This is a genomic window from Bradyrhizobium huanghuaihaiense (genome assembly GCF_025200885.1).
GTDB classification, from domain to species: Bacteria; Pseudomonadota; Alphaproteobacteria; order Rhizobiales; family Xanthobacteraceae; genus Bradyrhizobium; species Bradyrhizobium huanghuaihaiense.
Map to the genome: position 1 here is coordinate 6,448,300 of NZ_CP104172.1, position 13,025 is coordinate 6,461,324.

The 13,025-nt window shown below is 65.8% G+C and carries 13 protein-coding genes; 4 read left to right on the forward strand and 9 right to left on the reverse strand.

Annotation, left to right across the window (positions count from 1 at the left end):
• Nucleotides 1-9 precede the first annotated feature (9 nt).
• The 3 genes from N2603_RS30520 to N2603_RS30530 all read right to left on the reverse strand — a co-directional run bounded on the left by N2603_RS30520 (nucleotide 10) and on the right by N2603_RS30530 (nucleotide 2,973).
• Nucleotides 10-987, reverse strand: coding sequence for a tripartite tricarboxylate transporter substrate binding protein (locus N2603_RS30520; protein WP_260385042.1), 978 nt, complete (start codon nucleotides 985-987; stop codon nucleotides 10-12).
• A 74-nt stretch (nucleotides 988-1,061) separates the two neighbouring features.
• Entirely contained in the window at nucleotides 1,062-1,964 is a 903-nt protein-coding gene (locus N2603_RS30525; RefSeq protein ID WP_260385043.1) for a VOC family protein, read from the reverse strand.
• A gap of 16 nt (nucleotides 1,965-1,980) precedes the next feature.
• Nucleotides 1,981-2,973, reverse strand: coding sequence for a zinc-dependent alcohol dehydrogenase family protein (locus N2603_RS30530; protein ID WP_260385044.1), 993 nt, complete (start codon nucleotides 2,971-2,973; stop codon nucleotides 1,981-1,983).
• Nucleotides 2,974-3,082: 109 nt separating this feature from the next.
• On the opposite strand from N2603_RS30530, the gene N2603_RS30535 reads away from it, so the two are divergent.
• From N2603_RS30535 to N2603_RS30545, 3 genes are all read left to right on the forward strand, one after another.
• Nucleotides 3,083-3,784, forward strand: coding sequence for a GntR family transcriptional regulator (locus N2603_RS30535; protein WP_260385045.1), 702 nt, complete (start codon nucleotides 3,083-3,085; stop codon nucleotides 3,782-3,784).
• Between the two features lie 94 nt (nucleotides 3,785-3,878).
• Nucleotides 3,879-4,742 (forward strand): fumarylacetoacetate hydrolase family protein, encoded by an 864-nt coding sequence (locus N2603_RS30540; protein WP_260385046.1) that lies wholly within the window; start codon nucleotides 3,879-3,881, stop codon nucleotides 4,740-4,742.
• Nucleotides 4,743-4,750: 8 nt separating this feature from the next.
• The gene (locus tag N2603_RS30545) at nucleotides 4,751-5,341 is read left to right on the forward strand and encodes an amino acid synthesis family protein (protein WP_260385047.1); all 591 of its coding nucleotides are present in this window, start codon (nucleotides 4,751-4,753) and stop codon (nucleotides 5,339-5,341) included.
• A gap of 8 nt (nucleotides 5,342-5,349) precedes the next feature.
• On the opposite strand, the gene N2603_RS30550 is transcribed toward N2603_RS30545, so the two are convergent.
• The 5 genes from N2603_RS30550 to N2603_RS30570 all read right to left on the reverse strand — a co-directional run bounded on the left by N2603_RS30550 (nucleotide 5,350) and on the right by N2603_RS30570 (nucleotide 11,064).
• On the reverse strand, nucleotides 5,350-7,242 hold the full coding sequence (locus N2603_RS30550) for a TRAP transporter large permease (RefSeq protein WP_260385048.1): 1,893 nt from the start codon (nucleotides 7,240-7,242) through the stop codon (nucleotides 5,350-5,352).
• The gene (locus tag N2603_RS30555) at nucleotides 7,239-8,264 is read right to left on the reverse strand and encodes a TRAP transporter substrate-binding protein (RefSeq protein WP_260385049.1); all 1,026 of its coding nucleotides are present in this window, start codon (nucleotides 8,262-8,264) and stop codon (nucleotides 7,239-7,241) included. Before N2603_RS30555 ends, N2603_RS30550 begins: the two co-directional genes overlap by 4 nt.
• Before the next feature lie 169 nt (nucleotides 8,265-8,433).
• The gene (locus N2603_RS30560; protein WP_260385050.1) at nucleotides 8,434-9,444 is read right to left on the reverse strand and encodes a transketolase family protein; all 1,011 of its coding nucleotides are present in this window, start codon (nucleotides 9,442-9,444) and stop codon (nucleotides 8,434-8,436) included.
• Nucleotides 9,441-10,286, reverse strand: a complete 846-nt coding sequence (locus N2603_RS30565; protein WP_260385051.1) for a transketolase — start codon at nucleotides 10,284-10,286, stop codon at nucleotides 9,441-9,443. Before N2603_RS30565 ends, N2603_RS30560 begins: the two co-directional genes overlap by 4 nt.
• A 19-nt stretch (nucleotides 10,287-10,305) precedes the next feature.
• Nucleotides 10,306-11,064 (reverse strand): SDR family NAD(P)-dependent oxidoreductase, encoded by a 759-nt coding sequence (locus N2603_RS30570; protein ID WP_260385052.1) that lies wholly within the window; start codon nucleotides 11,062-11,064, stop codon nucleotides 10,306-10,308.
• A gap of 125 nt (nucleotides 11,065-11,189) precedes the next feature.
• Between N2603_RS30570 and N2603_RS30575 the strand changes: the two genes are divergently transcribed.
• A complete protein-coding gene (locus N2603_RS30575; RefSeq protein ID WP_260424299.1) occupies nucleotides 11,190-12,077 on the forward strand; it encodes a LysR substrate-binding domain-containing protein in 888 nt (295 codons plus the stop codon).
• Here N2603_RS30575 and N2603_RS30580 read toward each other — a convergent pair.
• The gene (locus N2603_RS30580; RefSeq protein WP_260385053.1) at nucleotides 12,069-12,950 is read right to left on the reverse strand and encodes an MBL fold metallo-hydrolase; all 882 of its coding nucleotides are present in this window, start codon (nucleotides 12,948-12,950) and stop codon (nucleotides 12,069-12,071) included. The genes N2603_RS30575 and N2603_RS30580 overlap by 9 nt on opposite strands.
• Nucleotides 12,951-13,025: the final 75 nt, after the last annotated feature.

Genomic DNA, 13,025 nt, shown 5'->3' on the forward strand with positions numbered 1-13,025 from the left:
TCCCCCACTTCAGATCTTCGGGAGCTTCGCCCGCTCCACCACGCCGGTCCATTTGACGATCTCGGTCTCGATCAGCGCTTTCATCTCCGCCGGCGTGCTGCCGCGGACCTCGCCGCCGACGGCCATCTCCAGGCGCTGCCTGATCTCGGGGTCCTTGAGCACCTCGAGCGTCGCTGCATTAAGCGTCGCCATGATCGCGGGCGGCGTGCCCTTCGGGGCCAGGAGGCCGGCCCAGGTGCGCACATCGTAGCCCTTGATGCCGGCCTCCTGAACGGTCGGGACATCGGGCAGCAGCGCGGTACGCGTCGGCGAGGTCACCGCGAGACCGCGGATCGCACCGCTCTGGATCTGCGGGGCGAGCAGGACGGGCGTGCCGACAATGACCGGAACCTCGCCGCCGAGCAGCGCGGTGATGGATTGCGAATCGCCGCGATAGGGCACGTGCACGATCTCGACGCCTGCCGCCGCGTTCAGCAGCTCTCCGGCAAGGTGATGCGTGCTGCCGAAGCCGACCGATCCGAAGCTGAGCGCTCCGGGCTTCTGCTTCGCGATAGCGATGAGGTCGCCGAGTGATTTTGCGGGATGATCGTTGCGCACCGCGATGACCAGCGCGTAGTACACCAGCGTCGAGATCATGTCGAAACTCTCGGCGGGCTGGTAGGCGAGGCTCTTGTAGGTCGCTGCGGAGATCGCGTGGGCGCCGGTGACGAGCCCGAGCGTGTAGCCGTCGGGCGCGGCCTTTGCGATCGCGTCCGCCGCGATGTTGCCGCCGGCGCCGGGTTTGGCCTCGACGATGATCGGCTGCCCGAGCTTCTTCGAGAGCCCGTCGGCGATGATGCGCGACAGCGTATCGGCCGCACCGCCCGCGGCAAATCCGTGCAGCAGCCGGATCGGGCGCGACGGATAAGTGTCCGCCGCCGCAAGATTGGTTGCAAGACAACCGCCCAGCAGAAAAATGGCCGCAGCAAGCCGCTTCATCCCTCGCATGGATGCTTCTCCCCTTGATTGTTATGTCTTTGGCCGCAGCGCGCGCGGCGATCTTCCGTTCGAACTCAAATCCGCTAGCGCGCGAACTCCGTGCATTCAGGCGAAGGCGCCATGCCCCAGACGTCGCGCGGCAGGCCGACCCAGATTTTTGGCCGCTGCGGACGATCGCGATGCCACGGCCTCGGCTCGAAATAGCCGAGCGCCTCGTCGGTCATGCGGTCGAGATCGCAAAACAGCTCGACCAGATGGCCGTCGGGATTGCGGTGGTAGATCGCGGTGTTGTGGCCGGGGCCGTGGCGCACCGGCCCCCACAGCACGGGCAGCTTGTGCCGCGCGAGATGATCGCAGGCGCGATGCATGTGCTCGGGCCCCCGCAGCTCGAAGGCGAAGTGATGAAGACTGCGTTCCGGCGCGCGAGCGAAGTTGAGCGTGTGGTGCTCGAAGCCGCTGCGCATGAAGACGAAGCGGTCCTCGATCCAATCGGAGACCCGCAGGCCCATCACATCAGCATAAAACTCCGAAGCGGCTTGCGGATCGGGCGTACGCAGCGCGACATGGCCGAGCTTGGCGATCGCGAGCCCGCCGATCAGTTCCTGCGCGGGCGTCGGCGTCCAGCCCTGGAGCAGTTCGAAGCGCGTGCCTTCGGGGTCGCTGAAGGACAGCAGCCGGGACACGCCCGGCAGGGAATCGCTGTGGAGCTCGGGCCGTAAGTCGGCCTGCTTCAGCGCGGCGCCCAGCGCCTCCAGCTGGACATCAGGAGATATCTCGAAGGCGATGCTCTTCAGCGCGGCGTCCCCTCGCTCGATCACGAGCGAGAGCTGCTCGGAATCACTAGCGAGGAACAGGCGGCCGCCGTCGCGGGCGACGAGGCCGAGACCGATCACGCCGCGATAATAGTCGAGCAGCCGCTCCGGATCAGGCGAGGTGAAGGTCGCGTGCCGCAGCCGGGTGAAGCGTGCAATGGGTGCTTGTGTCATCGTGCGGTCCACCCTCTCATGGCGTCATGATGATCTTGCCGAGCGCGGAGCCCTGCTCCAGCAGCGTGTGCGCCTTGCCGACCTCGTCGAGCTTCAGCACTGCCGAGATCGCCGGCTTGATCGCATTGCGGCTGAGCGCCTCGATCACGCTGCGCATCAGGGCGCGGCGGCCGTCGCGATCATGGTCATAGATGTGGAAGGAGAAGCAGCGCACGGCGGGACAGATGTCGAGATGGTTGCGCATCGCCGCCATCAAATTCTCTTCCGGCAATCCGGCGAAGGCGTTGTACGACAGCAGCGTGCCCCATTTGCCGAGCGCGCCGAGATAGGCGGTGAATTCCGGCCCGCAGACATGATCGAGCACGAGGCCGACACCCTCGCCCTTGGTCAGCTCGCGCGCCCGTGCCACGACATCCTCACTGCGGTAGAAGATGATGTGATCGGCGCCGTTCGCCTTCGCGAACGCGGCCTTCTCCTCGGTCGAGACCGTGCCGATCACGGTCATCCCCGCGAGCTTTGCCAGTTGCACCAGCGCGGTGCCGACACCGCCGGCCGCGCCAATCACCAGCGCGCTGCTAGGTGCGCGCGGATGGCGGCACTCGTGCAGCAGCGCGTAGGCCACCTGGTAGTTCGACATGCACACGGCGGCTTGCAGATCGACATGATCGGGCAGCGCGTGAACGGCATCTGCGGGTGCGACCACATAGTCGGCGTAGCAGCCGCCGCGCTGGGACAGATCGCGCGCGCTCAGCAGCACCTTCTGGCCGACGGCAAAGCGCTCGACGCCAGAGCCGAGCGCGGAAATGCGACCGGCGACATCGTTGCCGGGATTGGCCGGCAGCGGCGGCATCCATTTGTAGACGCCGCGCCGGATCAGCGCGTCGGGCTGCCCGACCCCGAACGCCTCGGCCCGGATCTGCACCTGGCCTGCGCCCGGCACGGGCACCGGAAGCTCGACCACCTCAAGTGCATCCGGCCCACCCGGCTGACGCACCAGCACTGCCCTCATGTCTTCTCGCTCCCCAGAACCGTATTTTCGAAAATCATACCGTTTACGAAAATTATTGCAAGATGGTCGTTGCCGCGGCATCTTGAGCCATCGATTCATTGGCAGGCCCATGCCCGACAGCGCCATCCGCCCCCGCAAGGAATTCGGCAAGACCATTGCCGCCGATATCACCCATCGGCTGCGCGAGGAGATCATTGCCTGCGGCCTTCCGCCGGGCGAGCCGCTGCGCTTCGACGTGCTGCGCGAACGCTTCGGCGCGAGCTTTACGACGCTGCGGGAGGCGCTGACGGCGCTCGCCGCGGAAGGACTGGTCGACGCCCAGGAGCAGCGCGGATTTCGCGTGGCGCCGGTCAGTCGCCAGGATCTGGTGGAGGTCACCGATGCAAGGGTGCTGATCGAGGTGGAATTGATCCGCCGCTCGATCGAGCGCGGCGACGATGACTGGGAAATCGCCGTGATCTCGACGCTGCACCGCCTGAAGCGGATCGAGCAGCGCGATCCCGAGCATCCGCTGCGCGACCCCGAATGGAAGATCGCCCATCGCCAGTTCCACCAGGCGCTGGTGTCCGCCTGCGGCTCGGCGACGTTGCTCGCCATTCGCGCCGAGCTGTTCGACCGTGCCGAGCGCTACCGGCACCTCTCCGCCAATTTCCGCCCGCGTCCGCGCGACAAGGCAGGCGAGCACCAGGCCATCATGCAGGCCGCGATCTCGCGTAATGCCGATCTGGCCGTGCAGCTGATCGAGGCGCATATCCGCTCGACCTCCGATAACGTCGCGACCTACGCGGGCCATCTGCTCGACACCGAATAGCGCAACCGCATTTTCGCACACGGCGGCCTTGCGCCCGGGCTGATTTTCGAAAATAATACATCTCATCGAAAATCGAAACCCTTGGGGCGAAACCATGAAGCTGCTGTCGTTCTTGGACGGAAATCGCGAAAGCTGGGGCGCCGTTGTCGAAAACGGCGTGGTGGATCTCGGCCGCGCCCTGCCCCAGTACCCGACCCTCGCCGACTTCCTCGGCAGCGACGACTATGCGCGCCGCGCGGCCATCGTCGCCGGGCACAAGCCGACGCTGGCGCTGAGCGACGTCAAATATCTGCCGGTGATCCCGCGCCCGGAAAAGATCGTCTGCGCCGTGCGCAACTATCTCGACCACCACAACGAGGCGGTGGCGTTCGGCATGAAGCGCGAGATCACGGAGTTCCCGCCGATCTTCCTGCGGGTCTGGCGCTCGCAGGTGGCGCACAACGCGCCGGTGATCCGGCCGAAGGTCTCCGACAATTTCGACTGGGAGGGCGAGCTCGCCGTCGTCATCGGCAAGGGCGGTCGTCACATCAGCCAGGCCGATGCCTGGAATCACGTCGCCGGCTACTCGATCTACAACGACGTCAGCGTGCGCGACTGGCAACGCCACGCCCAGCAGATCGCCTCCGGCAAGAACTTCGTCGGCACCGGTCCGTTCGGACCGTGGCTGGTCACGCCCGACGAGATCGGCGATCCCACCAAGCTGAAGCTGGAGACCCGCGTCAACGGCGCGACCGTGCAGTCCTCCGACACCTCGATGCTGATCTTCTCGATCCCGCGGCTGATCGAATATTGCTCGACCATCTTCGACCTCGTGCCCGGCGACGTCATCGCCACCGGCACACCGGCCGGCGTCGGCTTCACCCGCAAGCCGCCGATCTTCCTCAAGCCCGGCGACGTGGTCGAGGTCGAGATCGAGAACATCGGCGTGCTCAGTAATCCCGTCGTGGACGAGGCGTAAGACCGCGCATGTCCCACGACATTCGCAAGACCGCGCTCAGCGTCGAGACCGTCTGGCACGAGCGCGGCCCGCGGCTGGAGAAGCCGCTGCTGGTCGGGACGGCCATCGCAGTCGTCCGCAATCCCTTCGCCGGTCGCTATGAACTTGACCTGATGCCGTTCCAGGCCTCCTTGCGTGAGCTCGGGCGCGAGCTCGCAACCGGGCTGATCGCGCAGCTCGGCGGCGCCGAGCGCATCGAAGCCTATGGCAAGGGCATCATCGTCGGCGAGGACGGCGAGCTCGAGCACGGCGCCGTCTGGCACGAGGCCGGCGGCCACGGCATGCGCGAGGTGCTGGGACAGCCCAAAGGACAGCCGAAGGCGATCGTTCCGGCGGCGAAGACCATCGGCGGGCCCGGCACGCGCCTGATGGTGCCGCTCGGTCACATCCATGCGGCCTATGTCCGCAGTCATTTCGGCACCGCGGAGATGACGCTGTGGGATTCGCCACGCCGTGACGAGATCGCCTTCGGCCTCGTGATGGCAACGGGCGGCCGCCCCCACGCGCGCATCGGCGGCCTCAAGGCGTCGGAGATCTCGGTGCACGACGGGCAGCGGTGACGGCGACCTCAGAGGAAGCCGGTCGAAATCCAGGGTATCGCGGCAACCACGAGCGTGCCGATCAGCAAAGCCACGATATAGCCGACGATCGGCTTGATACCCTCGTCGGGATTGATGCGGCTGATGGCGCAGGCCGCGTAGTAGCCGACGCCGAACGGCGGGGCGAACAGGCCTATGCCCATCGCGAGCACGACGACCATTGCGTAGTGCACTTCGTGCACGCCGACCTGGCGTGCGATCGGAAACAGCAACGGCCCGAACAGAACGATGGCCGGGATGCCTTCGAGCACGCTGCCTAGAATGACGAAGGCCACGATGGTTACGCCGAGGAAGACCGGTGTTCCGCCCGGCAGCGCGGTCATGAACTTCGCGAGTGAGGCCGAGAAACCCGATTGCGTGAGAGCCCACGCCATCCCGGTCGCAGCACCGATGATGAGCAGGATCGCGCCGGATAGTGACGCGGTCTCCACCAACATCGGATACAGCCGGCGCCAGGAGAATTGCCGGTAGATCAGGAGCCCCGTGAGGACCGAGTAGACGATGCCGATGGTCGACACCTCGGTCGCCGTCGCAACCCCTTCGACCACCGCGGCGCGGATGACGAAGGGCAGAGCCATCGCCGGAATCGCGATGATGAAGGCGCGGCCGATCTCGCGCCCCGTCGCGCGCTTCACATGCGAGAGGTCTTCGCCGCGATATCGCCACCAGACCACGGAGCAGAGCCCGATCGCCAGCACGATGCCGGGCAGCAGACCGCCGGTAAACAGCGCCGCGATCGATACGCCCGTCACCGAGCCGATCGTGATCAGCACGAGCGAGGGCGGTATGGTCTCGGTCTGAGCGCCGGTCGCCGCTAGCAGCGCGACGAGATCGCCGGGCTTGGCGCCGCGCTTGGTCATCTCCGGAAACAGCACGGGCGCCACTGCGGCCATATCGGCCGCCTTGGAGCCCGAGATTCCCGACACCAGGTACATCGCGCCGACCAGCACATAGTGCAGGCCGCCGCGTACGTGTCCGAGCAGGCTGGCGAGAAAGCCCACCATGGCTCGAGCCATGCCGGTCATTTCGATCAGCAGGCCGAGGAACACGAACAGAGGCACGGCCAGCAGGATCAGATGGCTCATGCCTTCGTCCATACGTCCGATGATGACGACATCGGGCGCGCTTGTCGTCAGGGCCAGATAGCCAACGGTAGCAAGACCAAAGGCAAAGGCGATCGGCACCGCCGCCAACACCATGGCGCCGACGATGACGACGAAGAAAATCAACAGGTTGAAATTACCGAGCGGTTTCAGCACCGGCGCCACCAGCACCAGCGTCGCGATGATCCCGGCAACGAGCGCAACCGCGGTGAGTAGATCCCTCAGGCCCGCGATCCGAACCAGTCGCAGCACCGCCGCGACCAGCATCAAGCCGATGCCGACGGGTAACGCCGCTGCCCGCCAGCTATTGACGATCTCGAGCGCGGGCGTCGTGACGAACACCTCGTCGGCCGCGAACTCGTAAGCCGGGTGGATCACCAGCAGGAGGAACGCCAACGATGCTGCGGCGGCGACGACGTCCAGGAATGCGCGCGCATTGGGGCGAAGCATGCCGATGATGGCCGTCATCCGCATGTGCTCCCCGCGCTGGAACGCGATCACCGATCCCAGCATGGCGAGCCACAGGAACAGGATGCCGGCCAGCTCGTCAGCCCAGATGATCGGAGCGTGAAAAACGTACCTGCCGACGATGCCGGCCGACAACACGATGATCTCGGCCAGGACCAGCAGTGCCGCCGGGATCGCAACCACATGACCAAGCGCCCTGTTGGCCCTGGCGGCCCACAGACGCACACCGGATTGAGACGCCGCGACTGCGGCGCCCTGATCGACCTCAGGCATATGGTTGATCGCGGTCATGACAGCTTGCCCGCCGCTTTCTCGAGCTGCGCCCAGGCCTCATCGCCGAACTTGGTCTTCCAGTCGGCATAGAAGCTGGTCTTCGCCAGCGCCTGGCGGAACGCGCCGCGGTCGACGTCGATGAACTGCATGCCCTTGGCGGTCAGATCGGCGCGCAGCGATTCGCTGAGCTTGGCGACGTCGGCGCGCTCGTCCTTGGCCGAACGATCGAGCTCGCGCGTCACGATCTCCTGCACGTCCTTGGGCAGCTTCTCGAAGGCGCGCTTGTTGCCGAGGATCCAGTAATTGTCCCACACATGCCCGGTCAGGGAGCAGGTCTTCTGCACCTCATAGAGCCGGGCCGTGGCGATGATCGGCAGCGGGTTCTCCTGCCCGTCGACGACCTTGGTTTGCAGGGCGGAGTAAACCTCGTTGAAATTGATCGGTGCCGGTCCCGCCCCGAGCGCCTGAAACAGCGACGTCAGATTGGGTGCGGCCGGCACGCGCAGCTTGAAGTTCTTCAGATCCTCAGGCGCCCTGATCTCACGGCCAGACGAGGTGACATGGCGGAAGCCGTTGTCCCAGGGGCTCGACACCGCCATGATCGGTGTCCTGGCGATCTGTGCGCGGATATAGGCGCCGAGTTCGCCATCCATCGCCTTCCAGACCGCGTCATAGCTGGTGAAGAGAAAGCCAAGGTTGACGATGCCCGCCGCCGGGACCAGCGTCGCGAGGATCAGCGACGACAGGTTGAAGAACTCGACGCCGCCGTTGCGGACCTGCGTCAGCAGGTCGGTATCGGAGCCGAGCTGGTTGGCCGGAAACAGATTGATCTCCAGCCGGCCGTTCGTCGCCTCGCGAATGCGGTCGACAGCTTCCTTGGCACGGACGTTGACGGGATGCGTCGGGTCCTGGCCGGTCGCGAGCTTGTAGGGGAACTCCGCGGCCGAGGCCGGGCGGGTGAGAATGGCACATAGCGGCACGGCCGCGCCGGCCATGAGCAGCTTGCGGCGGCTGAGGGTGATTGGTTTCCGCGTTGGCATCGATTCCTCCCGTTGAGCATGGATTGATCAGCAGCGGCGGCTTTCGCCACCGGGTGTTGCTGCTGGCCGGCTCTCGATGCGCCAGCATTGGACAGCAGCTCTCGTTCTCCGCGGCGTTGCCGCGAAGCAGGTCGGCTTCACGGACGTGAAGGGTTGGCTGCGTGCGCGGCTAGCGCAGCCACTCCTTGATCTGCCGCTTCACTTCTGCGGTCGAGATGCCGTAGCGGTCGTGCAGCGTCGGCAGCGCGCCGGCGGCAAGAAATTCGTCCGGAAGCGCGATCTGCCGGAAGGCCGGATGGACGCCCGAGCGCATCAGCAGCGCCGCGACGGCTTCGCCGAGCCCGCCGATCACGGTGTGGTTCTCGGCGACGACGACCAGGCGGCCGGGCTTGGCGGCTTCGCGCAGGATCGCCTCGGTATCGAGCGGCTTGATCGTCGGAACGTGCAGGACGCCCACGTTGACGCGGTCTTCCGACAGGGCCTGGGCCGCCTCCAGCGCACGCATTGTCATGATGCCCGAGGAGATGATCAGGACGTCGGCGCCGTCGCGCAGAAGCGCGGCCTTGCCGAGCTCGAACCGGTAGTTGTACTCGTCGAGCACCAGCGGCACCTGGCCGCGCAACAGCCGCATATAGACCGGCCCGCGATGCGCGGCGATGGCCGGCACGATCTGCTCGATCTCATGCGCATCGCAGGGGTCGATCACCGTCATATTGGGCATTGCGCGAAACAGCGCGAGGTCCTCGGCGGCCTGGTGGCTCGGTCCGTAGCCCGAGGTCAGGCCCGGCAGCGCGCAGGCGATCTTCACGTTGCGGTCTTCCTCCGCAATGGTCTGGTGAATGAAGTCGTAGGCCCGGCGCGAGGCAAACACCGCATAGGTCGTCGCGAACGGCATGAAGCCTTCAGCCGCCAGACCCGAGGCTGCGCCGAACAGGAGCTGTTCGGCCATGCCCATCTGGTAGTAGCGGTCGGGAAAGGCCTGCGCGAAGATGTGCAGGTCGGTGTACTTGCCGAGATCGGCAGTCATGCCGACCACGTCCTCGCGGCTGCGCGCGAGCTCGACGAGCGCGTGGCCGAAGGGGGCTGGCTTGGTGCGCTGACCTTCCGCCGCGATCGAGGCGATCATGGCCGACGTGGTCAGCCGCGGCTTTCCGGGCGGTGTCGATCCGGCGGACTTCATGACTGGTCTCCCGCGTTCAGTGCAGACAGTGCGAGCTGCCATTCATGCGGCTCGACGCGAATGAAATGATTCTTCTCACGCTGCTCCAGGAACGGAACGCCCTTGCCCATCAAGGTGTCGGCAACGATCATGCGGGGTTTCGGCTCGGCATGCGACATCGCTGCATCGAAAGCCCCGACCACCGCATCGAGATCGTTGCCGTCGACGCGCTGCACGAACCAGCCGAAGGCCTCTAGCTTGTCGACCAGCGGCTCGAAGCCGAGCATCTGCTTCGAGGGACCGTCAGCCTGCTGATTGTTGACGTCGACGATTGCGATCAGATTGTCGAGCTTGTGATGGGCGGCCGACATGATGGCTTCCCATTTGGAGCCCTCGTCCAGCTCGCCGTCCGAGAACAGCGTGAAGATGCGCGCCGCCGATTTCTTTCGCTTCAGCCCGAGCGCCATGCCGACGGCGATACCGAGGCCAAGGCCCAGCGAGCCGCCGGACATCTCCATGCCCGGCGTATAGGACGCCATGCCCGACATCGGCAGGCGACTCTCGTCGAAGCCGTAGGTCTGTAGTTCAGCCTCGGGAATGATCCCGGCCTCGATCAGGGCCGCATAGAGTGCAATGGCATAGTGTCCGTTCGACAGCAGGAAGCGATCGCGGCCTTCCCAGGCTGGATCTTCGGCGCGAAAACGCATCGCGTGAAAGTAAGCCACCGCCAGCACATCGGCGATGTCGAGCGCCTGCGCGATGTAGCCCTGGCCCTGGACTTCGCCCATCAGCAAGGCATTGCGCCGGATGCTGCGGGCGCGCTGGGCAAGCGTCGGCGCGTTTGCGAGTGTCGGTGTTGCCATGATGGTTTCTCCCCTCCGCTCAGTGGATCAGCATGCCGCCGTTCACGTCGATCACCGCGCCGGTCACGTAGGCCGAGAGGTCGGAGGCGAGGAAAGTGTAGATGCCGGCGACGTCAGCAGCCTCGCCGAGCCGGCCGAGCGGAATTCCCTCCAAAATCTTCGTCCGCATCTCGTCGGTGAGCTTGCCGGCGGTGATGTCGGTGCCGATCAGGCCCGGCGTCACGCAGTTGACGCGGATGCCGTCGGGGCCGAACTCGCGCGCCATCGCCTTGGCAAGCCCGAGCACGCCGGCCTTGGCCGCCGAATAGTGCGGTCCCCCGAAAATACCGCCGCCGCGCTGGGCGGAGACCGACGACATGCACGCGATCGATCCGGTCTTGCGCTTCTGCATGTGCGGGATCACGGCCTGAGACAGGAACAGGATGCCCTTGAGGTTGACGTCCTGGATGCGGTCCCAATCCTCGGGCTTGATGTCGAGGAGCTTCACGGGCTGGGTCACGCCCGCGTTGTTGATGAGGATGTCGATCTGGCCGAATTTTGCGATGACCGCCTCGACGGCCTTGATGCAGGCATGCTTGTCGGCCACGTTGCAGGCGAGCCCGAGATGCGGCTCGCCTGCGGATTCAAGGCTGCGCGCGGCGGCTTCCGCCGCAGGGCCGTCGATGTCGAGAATCGCGACCCGGGCCCCTTCGGCCGCAAAGCGGCGGGCGGTTGCAAGTCCAATACCCCGCGGAGAGGCGGCTCCTGTAATGATTGCAGTCTTGCCGCGTAGCAGCATTCGCTCCTCCCTGTTGCCGGGCCCGAAGGCGCCGCTGTTCTTGGCGCGGTTGATAATGCCGCCGCCCGCTTTCCCACAAACGCGCTGTTGTCTTGCATGGGTGAATTTGGTTCACTTGTCCGATGTTGCTGTCCAGTATTCCGATATCGTCCATCCGCGCCTTCGAGGCGGCCGCACGCACCGGCTCGTTCCGGGGCGCGGCGAACGAGCTTCATCTCACGCCGAGCGCGGTGAGCCACGCCATTCGCAAGCTCGAAAGCGCGATGAGCACCACGTTGTTCGAGCGCAGCGCCCGGGCGGTCCGGCTGACACCGGCGGGCGAGAACCTGATGCGTCATGCGGGTGCCGCGTTCGACAATCTGCGCCGGGGTATCGAAGAGGTCGCGGGCCGCGGCCCGCAATTGTTGAGGGTGCACTGCGCGCCGAGCTTTGCCGCCCAATGGCTTGCCCCGCGCCTCGCCCGCTTCATGGCCGCAGAGCCGAAGCTCGAGGTACGGCTTGCCGCCAACACCGAATATGCGCGGTTCAGCAACGACGACTTCGACATCGACATCGTATACGGCCAGCCGAGGGCAGACGGCGTCGAGGTCGTTTCGCTGGGTGAAGAAACCGTGACGCCGCTCTGCACCCCCGAACTCGCGAAAAAAATCCGCAAACCGAAGGACCTGCTCGATCAGGTGTTGATCCGCTCGGACGTGAAGCAGGTGCAGTGGCACCAATGGTTCACCGCAAACGGGCTCGAAGCGCCGGCCATTCACGGCATGCGCTTCGATCGCAGCTTCCTGGCGATCGCGATGGCTTCGAGCGGCCTCGGCGTGACGCTGGAATCAACGCGGCTTGCCGAACGCGAGATCGCGACGAAGCGGTTGGTTGCGCCCCTTGCCGGACGCTCGGTCGACATCCGTTATGTCGGCCATCATCTCGTTTTTCCACGCGCAAGCCGGCAGCGTCGGCCGATCCGCGTTTTTGCCGAGTGGATCACGCGTGAGCTTGCGGCGGGCGGTTCAGCTTGATCCGGTCCGGTCGCCTCGACGAACGGTTGGCTCTGGTTTCAACACCTGGTGCGCACCGCAGCGGCAGCGCTCGTAGTCGGCGGGATCGTGGCTGTTGACGATCCTCACGCGGTCGCCGTGGTTCAGCTTCAGCGCGCGTAGCCGATCCTGGTTGGCGATCCGCATGCTGCGGTCCATGTCGCCGCGGCGCTGGAAGTAGCCGAGCATCAGCGGCGCGCGCGGCGAGGCGTCGAGCTGGGCGTGATGGAAATAGCTGTCGCCGGCATGCAGCAGCCATTTCTCGCCTGAGCGCACCGCGATGCCGCAATGGCCGAGCGTGTGACCGGCGAGCGGGATCATCAGCACGTCCGTTTCCTTGTCGCCGAGCGCGCGCACGCCCTTGAAGCCGAACCAGTCCTCGCCCTCCTCGCCATAGAAGGCCCAACGCGGTCCATGGCTCCACTGCCCGGTGACGTAGCGTCCTTCCGGCGGCGCCGGCTTGCGCAGCACCGCCATGTCGTGTTCGGCGCGATGGACATGGATCGCAGCATGCAGAAAATCGGGCACGCCGCCGGCGTGATCGCGGTCGAGATGCGTCAGCAGCACGTGCCGCACGTCGCCTGGCGAATAGCCGAGCGCCTTCACCTGCTGCACGGCCGTCTCCGCGGGATCGAGCTTCGGCGCGGTCTGCCGCAGCCATCGCCGGCCCAGCCGGCCGGGCGCTGCGATATCGCCAAGGCCGATGCCGGTATCGACCAGTGCGAGCCCGTCATTGGTCTCGACCAGCAGGCAATGGCAGACCAGGCGGGCGCGCTGGAACAGGCTGCCGGTGCCGTTCACCAGGCGGCGGCCGACTGGGCACATCGTGCCGGTGTTGAGATGGTGGATTTTCATGGATGGCCCTCGCCTGTTGTGACGGGAGCGTTCTTGCCATCGCTGATGCCATAGGTAAAATATCGAATATTGATA

What these genes read in the sequence shown, in the direction of transcription:
- N2603_RS30580 (WP_260385053.1), bottom strand. Translation starts at nt 12,950, where the DNA reads ATGAAAATCCACCATCTCAACACCGGCACGATGTGCCCAGTCGGCCGC.
- N2603_RS30535 (WP_260385045.1), top strand. Translation starts at nt 3,083, where the DNA reads ATGCCCGACAGCGCCATCCGCCCCCGCAAGGAATTCGGCAAGACCATT.
- N2603_RS30520 (WP_260385042.1), bottom strand. Translation starts at nt 987, where the DNA reads ATGCGAGGGATGAAGCGGCTTGCTGCGGCCATTTTTCTGCTGGGCGGT.
- N2603_RS30540 (WP_260385046.1), top strand. Translation starts at nt 3,879, where the DNA reads ATGAAGCTGCTGTCGTTCTTGGACGGAAATCGCGAAAGCTGGGGCGCC.
- N2603_RS30555 (WP_260385049.1), bottom strand. Translation starts at nt 8,264, where the DNA reads ATGCCAACGCGGAAACCAATCACCCTCAGCCGCCGCAAGCTGCTCATG.
- N2603_RS30530 (WP_260385044.1), bottom strand. Translation starts at nt 2,973, where the DNA reads ATGAGGGCAGTGCTGGTGCGTCAGCCGGGTGGGCCGGATGCACTTGAG.
- N2603_RS30525 (WP_260385043.1), bottom strand. Translation starts at nt 1,964, where the DNA reads ATGACACAAGCACCCATTGCACGCTTCACCCGGCTGCGGCACGCGACC.
- N2603_RS30545 (WP_260385047.1), top strand. Translation starts at nt 4,751, where the DNA reads ATGTCCCACGACATTCGCAAGACCGCGCTCAGCGTCGAGACCGTCTGG.
- N2603_RS30560 (WP_260385050.1), bottom strand. Translation starts at nt 9,444, where the DNA reads ATGAAGTCCGCCGGATCGACACCGCCCGGAAAGCCGCGGCTGACCACG.
- N2603_RS30565 (WP_260385051.1), bottom strand. Translation starts at nt 10,286, where the DNA reads ATGGCAACACCGACACTCGCAAACGCGCCGACGCTTGCCCAGCGCGCC.
- N2603_RS30570 (WP_260385052.1), bottom strand. Translation starts at nt 11,064, where the DNA reads ATGCTGCTACGCGGCAAGACTGCAATCATTACAGGAGCCGCCTCTCCG.
- N2603_RS30550 (WP_260385048.1), bottom strand. Translation starts at nt 7,242, where the DNA reads ATGACCGCGATCAACCATATGCCTGAGGTCGATCAGGGCGCCGCAGTC.